The organism is Methylotuvimicrobium sp. KM2 (genome assembly GCF_038051925.1).
Taxonomy (GTDB): domain Bacteria; phylum Pseudomonadota; class Gammaproteobacteria; order Methylococcales; family Methylomonadaceae; genus Methylotuvimicrobium.
This window is the reverse complement of record NZ_CP150634.1, coordinates 4,678,501-4,696,496: the sequence shown is the minus strand read 5'-3', so window position 1 is coordinate 4,696,496 and position 17,996 is coordinate 4,678,501. Positions and strand designations below refer to the sequence as shown.

The 17,996-nt window shown below is 49.7% G+C and carries 11 protein-coding genes and 1 tRNA gene; 5 read left to right on the top strand and 7 right to left on the bottom strand.

Going from position 1 to position 17,996, the window contains the following annotated elements; translation table 11 throughout:
* Nucleotides 1–16 precede the first annotated feature (16 nt).
* The 5 genes from WJM45_RS19830 to WJM45_RS19810 all read right to left on the bottom strand — a co-directional run bounded on the left by WJM45_RS19830 (nt 17) and on the right by WJM45_RS19810 (nt 7,996).
* Nucleotides 17–808, bottom strand: coding sequence for a sterol desaturase family protein (locus WJM45_RS19830; RefSeq protein ID WP_341326743.1), 792 nt, complete (start codon nt 806–808; stop codon nt 17–19).
* Nucleotides 796–1,485: a TIGR04283 family arsenosugar biosynthesis glycosyltransferase gene (locus WJM45_RS19825; RefSeq protein WP_341326742.1), complete on the bottom strand. Its 690-nt coding sequence runs from the start codon at nt 1,483–1,485 to the stop codon at nt 796–798. Before WJM45_RS19825 ends, WJM45_RS19830 begins: the two co-directional genes overlap by 13 nt.
* Nucleotides 1,486–1,498: 13 nt before the next feature.
* Complete coding sequence (locus WJM45_RS19820) at nt 1,499–3,478, bottom strand: integrase (RefSeq protein WP_341326741.1); 1,980 nt, start codon at nt 3,476–3,478, stop codon at nt 1,499–1,501.
* A gap of 405 nt (nt 3,479–3,883) precedes the next feature.
* Entirely contained in the window at nt 3,884–7,201 is a 3,318-nt protein-coding gene (locus WJM45_RS19815) for a DEAD/DEAH box helicase (RefSeq protein ID WP_341326740.1), read from the bottom strand.
* 123 nt (nt 7,202–7,324) lie between these two features.
* Nucleotides 7,325–7,996 (bottom strand): DUF3047 domain-containing protein, encoded by a 672-nt coding sequence (locus WJM45_RS19810; RefSeq protein ID WP_341326739.1) that lies wholly within the window; start codon nt 7,994–7,996, stop codon nt 7,325–7,327.
* A gap of 240 nt (nt 7,997–8,236) precedes the next feature.
* On the opposite strand from WJM45_RS19810, the gene WJM45_RS19805 reads away from it, so the two are divergent.
* The 4 genes from WJM45_RS19805 to fba all read left to right on the top strand — a co-directional run bounded on the left by WJM45_RS19805 (nt 8,237) and on the right by fba (nt 12,661).
* A tRNA-Leu gene (locus WJM45_RS19805) sits at nt 8,237–8,323 on the top strand.
* 913 nt (nt 8,324–9,236) lie between these two features.
* Entirely contained in the window at nt 9,237–10,406 is a 1,170-nt protein-coding gene (locus WJM45_RS19800) for an acyl-CoA dehydrogenase family protein (RefSeq protein ID WP_341326738.1), read from the top strand.
* 60 nt (nt 10,407–10,466) lie between these two features.
* Entirely contained in the window at nt 10,467–11,279 is an 813-nt protein-coding gene (locus WJM45_RS19795; protein WP_341326737.1) for a class I SAM-dependent methyltransferase, read from the top strand.
* Nucleotides 11,280–11,647: 368 nt separating this feature from the next.
* The gene (gene fba / locus WJM45_RS19790; RefSeq protein ID WP_341328983.1) at nt 11,648–12,661 is read left to right on the top strand and encodes a class II fructose-bisphosphate aldolase; all 1,014 of its coding nucleotides are present in this window, start codon (nt 11,648–11,650) and stop codon (nt 12,659–12,661) included.
* Between the two features lie 465 nt (nt 12,662–13,126).
* Here fba and WJM45_RS19785 read toward each other — a convergent pair whose 3' ends face one another.
* Together WJM45_RS19785 and WJM45_RS19780 are read right to left on the bottom strand one after the other, a co-directional pair.
* Nucleotides 13,127–15,037, bottom strand: coding sequence for an acyltransferase family protein (locus WJM45_RS19785; RefSeq protein ID WP_341326736.1), 1,911 nt, complete (start codon nt 15,035–15,037; stop codon nt 13,127–13,129).
* A gap of 491 nt (nt 15,038–15,528) precedes the next feature.
* Nucleotides 15,529–15,921 (bottom strand): DUF393 domain-containing protein, encoded by a 393-nt coding sequence (locus tag WJM45_RS19780; protein WP_341326735.1) that lies wholly within the window; start codon nt 15,919–15,921, stop codon nt 15,529–15,531.
* A 274-nt stretch (nt 15,922–16,195) separates the two neighbouring features.
* On the opposite strand from WJM45_RS19780, the gene WJM45_RS19775 reads away from it, so the two are divergent.
* Nucleotides 16,196–17,992, top strand: coding sequence for an assimilatory sulfite reductase (NADPH) flavoprotein subunit (locus tag WJM45_RS19775; RefSeq protein ID WP_341326734.1), 1,797 nt, complete (start codon nt 16,196–16,198; stop codon nt 17,990–17,992).
* The last annotated feature ends 4 nt before the right edge of the window (nt 17,993–17,996 follow it).

The window sequence follows — 17,996 nt, the reverse complement described above, 5'->3', positions numbered from 1 at the left end:
AAACCGATATCTCGCATCACTCCCGGCGTAGCCCGCTAAACGGTAAACGCAACAAACTCGCGAAGCCCAGTTCCTCGGGGTTTCTATAAGGGGCTAGGCCGATCGGCATCTCGGTTTGCGCTTGTTTGGGTTCGGCGCGGTAGGTGCCGCATAGGCGATCCCAACAGGAAATCGAAAAGCCGTAATTACTGTCGGTTTCGACTGGGATCGTCGAATGATGAATACGATGCATGTCCGGCGTGACGATGAACCAACGGAGTATTTTATCGACTCGCTCCGGGATATCGACATTGCCGTGATTGAACGTAGCCGCTCCGTTCAGGATGATTTCGAAGGCGATCACGGCCAGCGGGTCCGCGCCGAGCAACAAGATCCATGCGATTTTATAGAACATCGAAAAAACGATTTCCAACGGATGAAAGCGAACCGCCGTTGTCGCATCGAAGGCCATATCGGTGTGATGAATCTGGTGCAAACGCCATAGCAACGGCCATTTGTGCGAGAGCACATGCTGACCGTAAATCGCAAAATCGAGCGCGATCAAGGTAACCGCAACCGCCGGCCAGCCTTGAATATCAAGCGCATTCAAAATTCCCCAAGACTGCTCTTGCGCATAAACCGCGCTCAGATAGGCCGCTCCCCCGACCGTCAATCGCATCAGCAGCATGTTGAACAGCGCCAAGCCGATATTGATCGGCCAGCGTCGTTTGCGGTCGGGCGATTGCTTGCGTCTTGGTCGCAGCGCTTCCCAACTGATCATGATCAAAAAAATACCTAGCGCAACAGATAAGCGGATTACGGTTTCCATAATTTTCCTGTTCGGTAGAGATGAGCCAAGGTCTCCGGATGGCTGCCCAAAAAATAGCGAAGTCTTAGACTCCACATCAATAGAATCGTTCGGTATAGGCCATAGCTTTCCCAGCGCCTGCCGGAACTGACGACACGATCGACTAGGCAAGCGGGTTTACCCCATTTTTTCAAAGATTTGCTTAGCGCGATATCTTCCATCAAGGCGATATCGGGAAAGCCCCCCACGGCATCGAAGGCTTTGCGACTCACGAAAATCGCCTGATCTCCGGTCGCGATACCGGTCCATCGCGAACGTAGATTCATTAGTGCGGCGATCACCTTCAACATGAAATGGCGACCGCTCAGACGAATATCGAAACGCCCCCAATATGCGCCTTCGTTCAAGGCATGATTAATCGAGTTCAATGCTTGTTCGGGCAAGACCGTATCGGCATGCAAAAAGATCAAGATTTCGCCATACGCATACTTTGCCCCCCGGTTCATTTGCTTGGCGCGGCCGGCCGGGCCGGTTAAGACACGGTCGGCCAGACCCTCGGCCAGTGCCACGGTGCGATCGCTACTGCCGCCGTCCGATACGATAATTTCCGCATGTTCGCGTAAGTGTTGCAGTTTGCCAAGGCATTCAACGATCGAGGTTTGTTCGTTGAGTGTCGGGATTATGATCGAAAAGAGCATGATTTGTTTTCGTTCATTGCGCCGGCGGAAGTGCTTCCGTTTCCAAAGCCGGATGGATTCGGTTGATTTCAGTTACTGAAAGACCGGGGCGTAACGGCGAATAACGCCCGTATTCGACTAAATCGGCAGGCGCTATCGTTCCGACGATGTTTTCAAGTTCGGATAACTTCAAACCTTGTCTTATGAGATACACGATGTAGGTATGGCGAATGGCATCGGCATTGAAATCTTCGGGATGTGTCATGCCGGCATCGATCGCCGCAACACTTATAATCGCGGAAAGATCGCCGACCGCTAGCGGGCTATCGGTATACCAGGCCGGAAATCGATGTTGCTCGTTAAAATAACTCAATAGACCGTCGAGCGGAATGTTTCTCGGTACGGCACCGCTCAACCGGATTTCTCCAGACTCGGCATACAGATGCTCGGGAGTCAATGCCGCGGCTTCCTTCAATGTAACGCCAAGCAATAACAAAACAATTAACTGTTTACCCATCGTATTCGAAGCATTGAGCAGCGCGCGCAAATCGGCATCCGACAATTCCCGTAGCATTGGCGCATGCAGTCGCTGATGATTGCGAATTTGCGCAAGCCTTTCGGGAGAGATTTGCGGCAAATCCAGCCTTCCTGCGCCAAAACCTAGGTTCGCGTAGGCCGATAAACCGGAAAACGCATCGTCCGATTGTTTTTTCCTCGGCGGATGTAAAAACTCGGCCAGCCAAACGCCGAACAGTCCGAGCATGACTGAACCGATAACGATAATCACTGTATCTCGCTTGTAATTCGGGCTGATGGGGTCGCGGGCAAGAAAGGCTCGGTCAATCACGGTAACCTGAGGGTATTTTTCAACCGGACGCGTTTCGATTTGAGCCAGGCGTTCTTGCGTTTCTCGGTAAATTTTTTCGAGTCCATCGAGATCGGCTTTCAGAGTTTCGTGTTGCGCGAAACGCGAGCTAAACTCCGACGCCATGCGTTTGTGGTCCTCGAGCTGTTGACGAATACGATCGAGCGTCATTTTAGCGGCCTGGTATTCTTGCATCGCATCGGTATGAACGATTCTTGTGCCGTATTGCTGCTTGGCTGCAATTTCCTTTTCGAGCTTTTTAATTTCCTCGGGAATGAATCGCATCGACGGTTGCCGAGCCAGGTATTCCCGGGTATAGCGTTTGTCGAATTCGGCCAGCTTTTCCCTGAGCTGTTGCAAGCGTTGCTCCAATTGATCCAGGCTGCGTTGATCCTGAGTCGGCACGACGGCTTGACCTTCTTCGATGGCCTTTTCGACGGCTTCGAGTCGAGCCTTGGCTTTGACTTCGGCCTCATTGGCGTTATTCAATGCCGCCGTGAGCCCGGTCAGTTTAGCCAATACCGTATTTTCTTGTCGCTCGGTCGAGGCGATGTCATGTTCGTTCCTAAATTCTATCAGCGCGTTCCGAGCTTGTTCGATTTTAATTTCCAATTCGGTCAATTCATCCTTGACGATTTGTATAGTCTTACCTTTGCTGCTTTCGATTTCCGCCGCTCTGGCATCCAAATATACGTCTATCCAAGTATTGATCAAAGCCGATAAAATCTCCGGCATTTCGCCCTCGGCCTGCATCTCGACCAATTGCGTGTCGGGCAACGATTGGACTTGCAAGATTTCCTTGACGTCTTCTAAAGTGAGATTGGCTTGCGGATGCGTTATCTCGAGTCTCTTGAGCGTTTCATTCAATAGTTCGCGGCCCAGCAAAATTTGCCGTTGTATCGCGACATGCTGAATATCGGCGGTTTCCGAGGTCTGATCGATCGCGGTCATTGCCGAAGTCAGTAAAGTTGCAGTGCTGCGGTATATTGCAGGGCGGCTGTAGTTGTAAGCCAAGCCGATGAGCAATGCGCTCAGGAAAACGCCGAGAAAGATTGGTAAACGGGAAAGAAACCAGCGTTGGGGAGGCGAGCCAGGCGGGTAAGGACCTGCATCATTGATGACTTCAATATGCGGCGGATAATCGTTCATCGTTTAAGGCCCGGTTATTATGATTGATCTCAATGGTCACAGATTACACGAAGTTTGCATTTTTTAAACGGTTTAGGCTGGGATTGCAAACCCATGCGCATCAAGCTAAAAAAACGGTCAATCCGTATTGCTTTCCCAATTTACGGATCTCATCGCTATACATAAGTCATGTATTACCTTTTAGCAATCTTAGACAATGTGGCCTTGATGCTATTTATTGTAACTTGACATTCACGGCCTCGAAATCGCGATCTGGGGATCGCTCCCACAGTGCATTAACACCCTCTGAGGGAGAGTCGCCTTCGTCGTCCCTTCGAGCGGGGCGGGGTTGCAAACCCCGGCCAGCCAAAATGCCAAATATTTTCGCGTGTTTCGTGGACAAGATACTTTTTATTGGATCAATGCCTACGACTGTACCGGATCGAACAATGCGGTCAAATCGTCCGCGGTCAAATTAAAACCTTGCTCGTTGTTTTCCTGATAAACTCCGGACGCCAATGCACGCTTTTTTTCCTGCAAGGCAAGAATTTTCTCTTCGACCGTGTTTTCGGTAATCAACTTGTAAACGAATACCGGCTTGTCTTGACCGATTCGATAAGCCCGATCGGCGGCTTGACTTTCCACTGCCGGATTCCACCAAGGATCGTAAATGATCACTGTGTCTGCCTCGGTAAGATTTAAGCCGACACCGCCCGCCTTGAGACTAATCAGAAATACGTCGACTGTGCCGCCGGTAAATAAATTAATCGCTTCGTCACGGTTTTTAGTCTGGCCGGTCAATTTACTATAAGCAATTTTCCGGGTTTTCAATTCCGCTTCGATGAGTGCGATCATCTTCGTGAATTGCGAGAATACCAAAATCCTACGGCCTTCCTCGAGTAACTCGGGCAGCAACTCCATCAATAAATCGAGTTTAGCCGACTGTTTGACTTTTTGCGCCTCTTTCAAGTTTAATGTTCTCGGGTCGCAGCAGGTTTGGCGCAATTTCAGCAAGGCATCCAATATCGTAATGTGGCTGCGCGCCAACCCTTTTTGCGCAATCGCATCGCGAACCTTCTTTTCCATAGTCAATCTTATACTCTCGTATAAGGCCGCCTGTTTGGAGTCTAGCGGCACCGATCGGATCATTTCAGTTTTCGGTGGTAATTCCTTGGCAACCTCTTGCTTGGTCCGACGCAGTAAAAAAGGTTCGAGTCGGCGCGACAAGCGCTTGCGTTGCTTATAGTCGCCGTGGGTCTCGATCGGCGTACGATAGATGCGCTTGAAAAAAGCGCTGTCGCCGAGAAAGCCCGGCATCAAGAAATCGAATTGAGCCCATAATTCGCCCAAGTGATTTTCCAGCGGCGTGCCGGTTAAACATAATCGATGATTCGCATTGATTCTTCTGACGATGGCCGATGCCTTGGCCTTTGGGTTTTTGATAATTTGCGCCTCGTCGAGAATCAAATAATGATAATCGGGCTCGGTCAGCGCCTCCTCGTCGCGCGGCAACAAAGGATAGGTCGTCAGTACGATATCGAAATCGTTGATTTTATGAAAATGCTGTTTTCGATCGACGCCTTGTAGTATTAAGACTCTCAAACTTGGGGTAAAGCGCTCGGCTTCGCGCCGCCAATTGCCCATCAGACTGGTCGGGGCGATGATTAGACAGGGAGCAGTCAAGCGCCCCTGCTCTTTTTCCAATTGGATATGCGCTAGCGTTTGAATAGTTTTACCGAGCCCCATATCGTCGGCCAAAATTCCCGCGAATTGATATTCGCGCATAAATTGCAGCCAATTGAGCCCTAGTTGTTGATAGTCGCGCAATTGCGCATTCAAGCCTTCGGGCGGCACAACGTTGGCGATACCTTTGAAATCCCGTAACTTCTTAGCGACTTCGCGAAGCGCCTTACCGCCTTTTAGGCTGAAAAGGCCGTAACTGTGCGTTTCCAAATCGGCTAATGCGACCGAATTAAAACGTGATAGGGTCAATACGCCCTGGTCACTGTAAGTACCGGCATCGAATAACTCGAACAAGATATCCAAGAACGGCTTGATACGCTCCGACGGAATGTTTAAGTATTGATGCTCGCCCATCGGAATGCTCAGCATTTCGGGTAATTGGTCTCCTTTAAAATTTTCCAAGACCGGCATGATCAAAGGCAAAAGCGGTAGCGACTGACCGTCCACGTTAATATTAAAACGCATTTCAAACCAATCGTTACCGCTTTCGTCGATTTCGGCATTCCAAGTATCGGCTTCTTGGAATTTCATCAAAAAGCTATCGTTAATTTCAATTAGCCAACCGGCTTGTTCCAGTTCGGGAACGGTATTTTGCAAGAATGCACCCCAACGAACCGCCCCGCTCGCGTCAGAAGGATCCGTCTGTGCGGTCATGACAAATTCCGTGTTGCCGGGCCAATCCATCGAACGAAAGCCTTGAACGGTTAAGCGTTGAATCGCCTCGGATTCGGCATCCTGGTCGCGTGCGATACGCAATAAGCCTTGTTCGGTTTTAATCACTTCCCAAACATGGCGTTCCGGTTCGGCTGAAGCATTATCCGTTTTCGAATAAAAACTGTGCGCTTGATTTTTTTCGAGCGGATGCGCCGCAAAAATATGCCCGGCATAATCGAAACCGACCGTCATTGCATGGACATAATTCGACGTCGTAAATTGCGTGCCGAACAATGTCAGTTTCGGGCGGGGCTTTTGACCCCGCAGTTCAACGATTTCAATCCTGCGCGGCGGCGGTAAAGGTAATTCGGGATGCTGAAGCGTTAAACGCTCGCTAAACTCTTCGGCGGCTTCGGCGGGAATACGCGGAATCGTCAGAATTTTTTGCAATTGTTGAAAATCAATTCCATGTACATTCAAAGGCCCGATTAAACCGTTTGCCGGTTCCAGATACATCGGCGGTTCGGTCAAGATTAAAATAGCGTCATGTTCGATGGTCAATACCAACTGAAAATCGCCATTATCCTGCATGAGCCATTCGAAATTTAAATCGCGTAATTCGCCGTTCGTTATCGCCGGTTCATCCAATGACTGATAAAACAAACGTCCGGTTTTAACGGCTTGTGTTATAACCAAATAACCAGTCGCGCCGTTAATGATCGGTACGCCTTCATAAGTACTGGGTAAAGCGGTGATTAAACGAATGAGTTCTTCGTCGCCTTCTTGAAAATAAGTGTTTGAAGCATATCCATAGCGCAGATTATTGACTGTAGTTTTACGGCCCTTGGATAGACCGCCGGTTTTCTTTTCACGGGTAATCGTCAAATCGAGATTGAACTCCCCTTTTTTCGAGGCCGGCAGCAGGGTATAGGCAAGAAAATCTTGATAAGGCGATTTGGCGGATGTTTGTTTGTTAAGTGTTTCGAGCCAACCCAGCCAACTTGATGTATGGCTAGCGGTTTTAATAGGCATGTCGGTCATGTCATTGCGGTATTTAAGGCAAACCGCCGCGACATGCTTACAGTTAAAATGCATCGGACAGGAGCAATAGCCGAAGATTTCAACATTATTGAATTTGTCGTTCCAGGTGACTTTTATATTTTGTTGATAATGGTTGTTACCGCTCCCTTTGACCGAGGACGTCAATTGGACATGCCGGTCCCCCTCTTCGACAATGTTCATTTTCGATACCATGCCGCTTTGGTAATAGCTGAGCCCGCGCGTATAAGCGGAGTCGCCGCATTCATAACGGATATCGGAGCTTAAAATCTTCTTTTGATCGGTCATTGCTACGTCTGAATAAAGTCGGCAAACCGGTCATTATATACTTTGCGCAAAACAATGCCGATGCGCGGTTTTATTTTTGACGTTATAACGAAATGACTTTTATCTTAGGAACGCGCAAATTTATCAATCCCGCGAGAAATAGATGTCGCCATAATAAGCTTCGGCGCTGCCGCCGGCATTATCGGTATCGGTCATCAATGCCACGGCATCAATGTAGCGAATAGCTTCGCCGAATTGCGCTTCCAAATCGCGTAATACGTTCCGTTTTTCCTGATACCAAGTAGCGGTTTGGTCGTCAGCCGAACGCAAAGCGATCATTATCGCATTTTGGCCGGCAAAAGCATTCGGCCAGACCATGCCTTTCGGCGAATTCCCGGCCCAAACATAATTGATCGCCCGCGTTCGCCAAAATGCCCAGCCGCCGCTAACCACCACATAGATACGAGCCGCATAATCGTCGCCGGACTTACTTTGCTCGTCGATATTTCCTAAACGGTTTTCGATGCGCCAACGCCAATTCAAATAAGGCGTTTTTTGAAGATCGATACGCTGCTCTTTAAATAAACCGGACGCAGCTTGTTCGCTTTGTGCTCTTAACACGCGAATATCGTCGAGCAGTTCGATGGTATAAAGTGTCGTACCTTTAAACGCCTTAGGTTTCCAACCGACAAGGCTACCTGCGGAGAATTGACCGACCGCAAGCCGGCTTGTATCGGCGGCAACCGAGCCAAGGCTTGAGAGCAAAGCTATCAACAGGCAACGGGATATAAAAGGACGAAGAAATAATGAATGCAAAGCGAGTTCCTCAAGGAAAAGTATATATTTCAAAATGTATCTTGTATCCAGGCAATAGCAAAACGGGAGAAGCTTCCGCTATCGTCAATTTGCAATGGGTCGCCGTTTCATCAATTTACTTACAGACGTAACGGAAAATAGGAAAGGTCCGTACCCTTTAAATTAAAACACAAGCAAAAAAATACTGGCGAATGCCGTCTGGCATAAGGTACAATGACCAGCTCTACGACATCCTCAAATGCCTGGGTGGCGAAATTGGTAGACGCAAGGGACTTAAAATCCCTCGGTGGCAACACCGTGCCGGTTCGATTCCGGCCTCAGGCACCAATCAAATCAATAGGTTATAAAAAACTAGTTTATTAGCGAAGTCTAATAACTTGGTTCTTGTCGCAATTTTGTCCACTTCTAGAAAAACACGCCAGCCATAAAGGCAAGCTTTGCTGTCATCGCAACAAAGAGTCCATTTTTGGATCATCCTTTTTGCGCATTAATTTTCATCTAAAAAACCTTCGCGTTTTTCGATAATAAATTTAGTCAAAAAACTGCTTGAGGCTAGAGAATACGGAGCTTCGGGAATGGGATAATTTCCTGAATGTAAACTTCGAGTTTACATATCGATGGAGGTAATCAAAGAATTACTCCCTTTTGATCGAAAAACCGTCTAAGAATAAAAGGTGTGAGATGTGTCTATCGAGGACCTTCGTAAACCCTTCCATGGGGGCTTGACGGCAGCTTTCCCTGCTGCCGACATCCTCGCTAGCCACACCCCATACCTTCATAAAGTTAGCCATTTTTTGACTATAAAGGGAGTAAATATTGATCTTACTGTGAAATTTCGCAGTTTTGCATTCCTTATCTGATTTTACGATATAAAAAAACTAATGTCGGTTCCGAAGAGGGTGCGGTTGCTCGATCGATAGGCGTCGGCGGCAAGGACAGCCGCCGTCGAGCCTACAGGGACGTATTCACCCAGCACCTAAATTCCATAGTCCATTGGCTATGGTTAACTATCTTGGATGATTTAGGTGCTGGGTTCACGGCGTCCTGTCGGGCGAGTGACCGGACCCTCCGCTACCAGAGAACTTTCAATTGCCGGGGCGATGGCTAGACCTTCATGAAGGTTACAGTTTAAATGTAGCCTGCAATCTAACGGGTATTTTCGGTGTCGATTATTCTTAATATTGGTAAGGTTTTTGTATAATGGCCGCCACTAGACCGAAGGACAATCCTGGAGATATCAATGACAGCGACTGAAACCCTACTCGAAGCCGTTCGAGACATATCGCCGATCATTCGTAAATATGCCGATGCGGCCGAGCGCGAGCGGAAAATGTCTGAACCGGTCGCTCGGGCGATGCAACAGGCCGGTTTGTACCGGATGTGGCGGCCGAAAGTTTTCGACGGTTTCGAGCTTGATCCGGTATCCGGTTTCCGCATCATCGAGGCCGTTTCGCGCATCGACAGCGCGGCCGGCTGGAATCTGCAAATCGCCGCCGCGCACGATCTGTTCGCGTCGTGGTTCGGCGACCGGGCCGCGCGGGAAATCTTCGGGCGCGATGCGATTCCGGTCGGCGCCTTCAATCCGGCGCGCAAGGCCGTTCCGGTCGACGGCGGCTATCGAATTTCGGGGCGCACGTCGTTCGTCAGCGGTGCGTATCATGCGACGGTGTTTCTCGGCTTCGCTAACGTGCACGACGGCGATACGCTGCGCGTCGATTCGAGCGGCATGCCCGATACGCGTTTGATCGCGGTTCCGGCCAACAAGGTCAAGATCGTCGACAATTGGAACACGATGGGCATGCGCGGCAGCGGCAGTCATGATGTCGAAGTCGACGACGTTTTCATCCCCGAACATTGGGCCGCGCCGTGGGGGCCGCTGCGCAATCCCGGCAGCGCTTATACCGGCCCGTTGTACCGGTTGACGATTTGGCCCGCGATCGCGGCATTGGTCGCGCCGGCGCTCGGCATTACACGCGCGGCGATCGACGAGGCGCTCGGTTTGATCGGCAATAAAATACCGGCATACGGTTCGACGACGTTGATTAAGCAAAGCATCGTCCAATCCCAACTGGCGCAGGCCCAAGCGAAACTCGGCGCGAGCCGCGCTTACTTTTTCGGCGCATTCGACGAAGCCTGGCAGGCAGCGCTTGCCGGCAAAGCGATCACGCTGCAAATGAAAGGCAAGTTACAGCTCGCTTCGACCCATGCCGTGCTCGAATGCGCGCAGGCGGTCGACTTGATTCACGAGATCGCCGGCGCTTCCGGCATTCGCGAGGACTACGGTTTCGCGCGGCATTTTCGGGACATTCATGTCATTACTCAGCACGGTTTTCTGAACGCGAGCAAGTTCGAATCGGTCGGACAAATATTGCTCGGACTCGAACCGGAATGGCCGTTTTTCAAATTTTAACGGCCTGCAGCCTATTTTCATTCCCAAATTTAGAGAGGCGAAAGCAGCATGGAACAAACGATGAACGAACTGATGAGCCACACCGCCGATAGGGGGCAGGCGGAGATGTTTTCGAAGGCGTGGTACAACGAATATTTCCGGCGCGCGGCGGAGAGTCCGACGCATGCGCGTTTCTGCGAAGCGGTATACGGCCGCGATTTGTGCCAGCACGGCATGATGGATGTCGACGAAATGGCGTTTTTGGCCGCGATGCTCAAACCGGGTGAGAAAGTCATGGAAATCGGCTGTTCTAACGGCCATATTACCGAGCAGCTTCACGAGCAAGCCGGTTGCGAGATACTCGGCCTCGATTATGCCGATGTCGCGGTCGGTCAGGCGTTACGCAGAACCGAAGACAAGCGTGATATGCTGAATTTTCACTGCGTCGATCTGATTCACGACGACCTGCCGGGTGGCGATTACGACGTTATCGTAGCGATCGATTCGATCTATTTCATGGGCGATTACGGAGCGACGTTGCGCAAACTTAACGCGAAGCTGAAGCCCGGCGGACGCATGATAGTAGCGGCATTTCAGGTCAAGGAAGACCATGATCCCGAATCGATTTTGAACCCCGGGCATACGCGCATGGATCAAGTGTTGAAAAGTTTATCGAGCGATTACATGCAGCACGACTTCACGACGAACGTGCGCAATCACTGGATCAAAAACTACGAATACTCGCACAATCTCAGAGCCGATTTCGACGCCGAAGGCAACGCGTTTCTGTGCGAGGCTCGCATGGCCGAAAACGGTTGGTTTAAGGACCACGCGGAACAGGAAACGCTGGTGCGCTATATTTATCAAATCGAGCATAACCCGGCGCTGAGTTGACGGAGTATTTTCAACTATACCTATCGGAGATCAAAATTCGGCACCGGGGTGCCCGTCAAAGGACGCCGTGAACCCAGCACCTAAATTATCCCGGACAATTAATCCTAGCCAATGAGCTATGGAATTTAGGTGCTGGGTGAATACGTCCATGTAGATACTCTATGCCAGCTCCATGCTGGTCCCTCACCTAGCGTTAGGTGAGGGATCGAGCACCCCGGCGCCTCCTAAGACACTGCCGAAATTTGAAGTGCGAAAGGTATAAATCAAAAGTGGGCGGGTTGATTTAACAATTAAACTCGCCTCCTTTCCCGCAGACGTTGATGTCAGCACTTAACCGGAATCAAAAACAAATCGAAGGAGAACCGTTCATGGCTTTAGTCTCATTACGGCAACTGCTGGATTACGCCGGCGACCACGGCTTCGGTATTCCCGCATTCAACGTCAGCAACATGGAGCAGGTCCAGGCCATCATGCAAGCGGCCGATGCCTGCGACAGTCCCGTGATCATGCAAGGCTCGGCAGGTGCCAACCGTTATGCCGGCGAAGTCTTCTTGCGCCATTTGATTCTGGCCGCCGTCGAACAATACCCGCATATTCCGGTCGTGATGCACCGGGACCACGCTCCCACTCCGGACATCTGCGCCCAGGCGATTCAATCGGGCTTCAGCTCGGTGATGATGGACGGTTCCTTGTTGGAAGACATGAAAACGCCGGCCTCTTTCGACTATAACGTCGACGTGACGCGCACCGTCGTGAAGATGGCGCATGCCTGCGGCGTGTCCGTGGAAGGCGAAATCGGCTGCCTGGGTTCGTTGGAAAACAAAACCGGACAGACGACGCATCGCTTGTTGACCGACCCCGACGAAGCGGTCGAATTCGTCGAGCAAACGCAAGTCGATGCGTTGGCGGTCGCCATCGGCACCAGTCATGGCGCCTATAAATTCAGCAAACCGCCTACCGGCGAGGTGCTGGTGATTAGCCGTTTACACGAATTGCAACAGCGCCTGCCGAATACCCATTTCGTCATGCACGGTTCGAGCTCGGTGCCGCAAGACTGGCTGAAAGTCATCAACGAATACGGCGGCGACATTACGCAAACTTATGGCGTGCCGGTCGATGAAATCGTCGAAGGCATAAAATACGGCGTCCGCAAGATCAATATCGATACCGATCTGCGCATGGCCTCAACAGGCGCGATTCGCCGCTATGTCGCCGACCCGGCCAACGTATCTGAACTGGACGCGCGTAAGATATATCAGGCGGCTAGGGATGCAATGCAAGCGCTCTGCCAATCGCGCTACGAAGCGTTCGGCTCGGCAGGGCACGCGGGTAAAATCAAAGCCGTGTCATTGCGCGATATGGCGAAGCGCTATCGAGTGTGAGAACACATCGAATGCTGCCTTGTCTGGGGGGGATTTATAGCGCTGTAGCGCTCTGCGCTCGCCGTTATACACAAGTATCGGTAAACATACTAAACAGAGGTCATCGTATACCTGGGAACGGTGCTGTTTAATAAATCTACGGATATTGAACATTAGTGGCTTTCCCTCACCTAGCGTTAGGTGAGGGACGACGAAGGCGTCGCTCCCACAAGGGGGCGGATGCTCTGTGGGAGCGATCCCCAGATCGCGATTTCTAAGTCGGGAACGTTGGTCGACAAAAAATGGTATCGAGGCCTCATTAGCTAAAATTGCAAAACGGTAATTTTTGACTTATGTATAACGATGAGCGCTCTGCGTGAGAACGCCTGAGTACCGCTCCAGCGGTACGAGACGCTAGAGCCTCTCGGTCTTTATTCCCGCGCCGGAGCGAGCGAACGATAGGGGGTGTGAATAATTACACTTGAATTAAAGCCATCGGCCTGACTCTGATTGCGCTACAAAGTCGGAGAACACTTTTCTAACACCAAGAGTCGTGAGATGATTGGTATCCCTGTATAACGGCAACATCGATTCGGAATGTCCATTAAAACAATCTAGCCGTCCGCAAGCGGAATTAATTAGTGTTAAAGCTTGATTGAAAATTACGAAATTATCGGCCTCAGCGATTGTTTGTATTTTATTTTTTAACTTTTTGTGGCTTGCATGTCTAAGTGCTTTCACTCTCGATATCTTATTAAGAACAGCCGCCTTGGTTGGCTTGTAGTTAAAATAGGGGCGTGAAGTAAAATAAAATACTTTGGCTCCGCTATCCATGAAACGATCTAGCAAATCGGCCAATGATTCAATATTGTTATCGACTTCGGCAGGCGGAAGATTGGCGATGTGTGCGTTCATCGCGCTGATAAAGATTATGAAATCAAAACCGATATCTTCAACAGAGCGTTCTAATAATTTCCGTGCTTTCCCGCATTCGTTTTGGTGTCTTGCAAAGTGTGACTCAATAAAGGCGCATCCCCCCACAGAAATTTGCCAGGCCTCTAAATCGTTGGCTAAAACCAAATCCATGAATTTAGTGGAGTAGTCGGCGCTATGAGAATCGCCAACTAATAGTATTTTTTTTGAATCGGGTCGGTCGGTTCTCTTGCAAAGGCTAGCGCGCTCGGAAACGCATGCCGCACCATTGAGACTATTTATGGGCCGGTGCTCGATCCAGGTATTGGCCAAATAGTTTTTTGGAAGATGAGTTAAAGACATGCGCTCGTAAAAGCCTTTCATGAAATGCCCTGTGATGCCGAATATAAAAAATACACAGCTAACAATGGCGCCGGTTGTAAATAGTTGCTTACGGCTAAAAAAATGCTTGTTTCTAAATGGATTTTCGACATATTTCCAAGTTAAGTACGCCAGCATTATTGCGGCGGCGGATAACATGCCGAGCGTAAGTTTATTCGGTTCATCGAGACTGTTATGCCGAGCAAAAGCAAATAAAGGTTGATGCCACAAATAGGCGCTATAGCTGATTAATCCAATACCGACAAATAACTTATTGCCAAGAAATTTTCCGGCTAGCGTTTGTTGCGTTACGCATGTAATAATTAGAGCAGCGCCGATTGTCGGAACCAAAGCGTACAGGCTTGGAAAAGGCTTTTCCTCATCGAAACCGAAGATTGCATAGGCAATTAGCAATAACCCGAAAACGGCGCCGATTTCTCTTAGTGTTCTAGTGAGCCTGGGCTTGCTCTCTCTGGAAGCATAAGACGCAATAAAAGCGCCCATTAGTAGTTCCCATGCCCGAGTCGGTAATAAATAAAATGTGGCCAGTGGTTTTGCGGTTGAGCCCCACTGGGCCGCGATTAAGCTGGAAACGGCAACAATCGAAAGCGTTATCAAAACCCAATGTTTACCTAAGCGCCAAATAAACAGCAGAAATAGCGGGAAAAAGAGGTAATATTGTTCTTCAACAGCCAAGCTCCATGTATGAAGCAACGGCTTTAACTCAGCGGTCGCGTCGAAGTAACCGCTCGTCTGCCAAAACAATAGATTCGACGCAAATGCGGAAACAGCCACTAGACTTTGCGAGTAGTTTTTCATGTCTTGCGGCAGTAACCATAACCAAGCAAAGGGCAAGCTGGCGAACAGGACGACAAACAAGGCGGGCCATATTCTTCGTGCCCTGCGCTCATAAAAGTTGACGATGCTGAACTTGTCTTGTTCGAGTTCCTCCAAAATGATGGAGGTAATCAAGTAACCGCTAATGACGAAGAATATGTCTACGCCGACAAAGCCTCCGCTGAATGATTCAAATCCGGCGTGAAATAATATGACTGGAACGACAGCAACAGTTCGCAAGCCGTCTATTTCGGCACGATAACGCATTTCGAGGATTCTGGTTGTGTTGAATGATTGACTCCGAACTTTGCGAAAGTCCGACGATTTTCTCTCGGGGTTTGGAGCTTTTTCTGCCGCACCATAGGGAAAAACTTAACGATGCGAAAAAGTAAGCTCAATAAAATTTGTGCAATATTGAAAATTATACCTCTCGCACATCAAATTTCGGCACTTCAATACCTTCTTCCTCCGGGAGAAGGCTAGGATGAGGGATAAAAAACCGAAATTTGATATGTGAACACTTTATTGCTGCTTATACTACAGGCTACTCCTTTTATACTCAAAAATTAGCTAAGGAATGTGCACAAAATAATTGCTACAAGTAGCAAGCTTTGCGGCGGTTCGGTGACTCGCTTGACAGGCCCGGAACCTAAGCTCCATAGGTCATTGGCAATGATTTAATATTATGGTCAATTTAGGTGCTAGGTCTAAAAGGGGTCAAGTTGAATTATTAGTTCAACCAAAAAATTAATTGTGAATTAAGTTTTTTCGTCGATGCGCCGTTTTCCGGTCAACGGCAGACGATAATAGGCAAATAGGCGGTAAGCGCATTCCATCAGAGGCAAGAATCCAGGAAGCGTTTCGACCACGACAGCCAATCGGCGATAATAGGGCAAACGCTTCCACAGAACCAAGAATGCGCGCGCCCCGGTTTGCAACTGCCTGTTTTCGTCGATGACATGGATACGGTCCATCGCTCGTTTATAACGGATTCCGGCGCTATCGAGAGCTGCCTGGTCGCGGACTATATCAACCCATTCAATCGTGTCGTCTCGATCGAGTCTTTTCATCGCCTTAACTTCTGCTTTGCATATAGGGCAGTCGCCATCATGGAAACATCTGACTTTCGTTGAGAATTTTGGTGTCGTCATTATTTGTCACGAAAAATAGCCAAACCTTATTTCCTCTATACCACGACGATCAAAAAATAAAAGCTAATTATACGAAGCGGAAGCTGGATTAATGTTCTCAACGGAAGGAAACTAGCTTTAATGATAGTTGCTGAGTAAAATGCTTGGTTATTAGCATCCGACTTAATACTGAATCTGTTCAATCAGGGCCAAATGTGGATAGACTTCTGTCGGTAGACATGGGACTTTTCAATAGTTAACAACTATTCAGCCCTACTGTATAAGGAAAATATTTATGCGTGATACCTTCCCCGAACAATCTCAAACGCCGTTAGACGAGGAACGTTATAGGTTGTTCCGACAGTTTTCATCCCTGCTGACGTCGGAACAAAAGGCCTGGGTAGCCGGTTATCTGACCTCGCAATTGTCATCGACGGTAAGCGCCACCTCCCATGAGGCAACAGCCGACGAAATCACCATTCTGGTCGGTTCGCAAACCGGCAACTGCGAAGAGCTGGCCGAACAAGTCCATGACCTAGCCGCCGAGCGAGGTCTGCGAGCCGTGATCAAGGATATGGGCGATTATAAGGCGCCGCAACTGAAGACTGAAAAGTATTTGCTAGTGATCGTCAGCACCTATGGCGAAGGCGATCCACCCGATAATGCCCGAGATCTCTATGACTTTTTATTCAGCAAACGGGCGCCGTCATTAAAACACACCCAATTCTCAGTGCTGGCGTTGGGCGATACCAGTTATGAATTTTTCTGCAAGACCGGCGCCGATTTCGATCAACGCCTGGAAGAACTCGGAGCGACGCGGCTGTTCGAGCGGGTCGATTGCGATGTCGATTACGAGGCGGCAGCGGAAGACTGGATGACTTCGGTGCTGAGCTTATTAAGCCAGCGCACGATGAGTGTCTCTGAGGAAACGGGCCTGACCCCGGCCACGGCTAATACCGCCGCCCTATCTCCGTATTCACGCAAAAACCCATTCCCGGCCGTGTTGTTGGATGACGTCGTGTTGAACGGGCGCGGCTCGAACAAGGAAACCCACCATTATGAATTGTCGCTGGAGGGTTCCGGTTTAAGCTATGAACCCGGCGATGCCCTTGGCATCTACCCTAGCAATGCGCCGGAATTGGTCGAAGAGCTGCTCGAAATCCTGCATTTTAACGGGGATGACACGGTCAGCAGCGACGGCAAAGACCGTACATTGTATGACGCCCTACTTTGCGACTATGAAATCACGACCTTGACCCGGCCGATGCTGCAAAAATATGCCGCTCTAAATAACAACCCCAAGCTGGAAGGTCTGTTTGACGAGGCGCATAAGCAAGACTTGGCCGATTATTTATATGGCCGCGAAATCATCGATTTGATCACCGATTTTCCCTGCGCCGATTTGAATCCGCAAGATTTCATCGATAGCCTGCGCAAATTGCCGCCGCGCCTCTATTCGATCGCCTCGAGTCTGAAACAACACCCCGATGAAGTGCATCTGACCGTTGCAACGGTCCGCTATCAAAGTCATGGCCGCCGCCGTCATGGCGTCTGCTCAACCTTCCTGGCCGACCGTATCGGCTCGGAAACCACGATACCGGTCTATGTCGATCACAACAAAAATTTCAAGCTGCCGAGCGACCCCAGCGCGCCGATCATCATGATCGGTCCGGGCACCGGTATCGCGCCGTTCCGCGCCTTTGTCGAGGAACGCGAAGCTGTCGGCGCCAACGGCAAGAACTGGCTGTTTTTCGGCGATCAGCATTTCATGACCGATTTTCTCTATCAAAGCGAATGGCTGCGTTATCTAAAAAACGGCTTGCTGACGCGAATGAACGTCGCCTTTTCCCGCGACCAGACCGAGAAAGTCTATGTGCAACAGCGGATGCTGGAAAACAGCCGCGACCTATATGCCTGGCTGCAGGAAGGTGCTTATCTTTATGTCTGCGGCGACGAAAAACACATGGCCCGCGACGTGCACGAGACCCTACTAGGTCTGGTCGAGCGTGAAGGCGGCATGAACCGCGATGCGGCGGAACACTATGTGAAAACCTTACAGAAAGAAAAACGCTATCAGCGTGACATTTATTAACGAG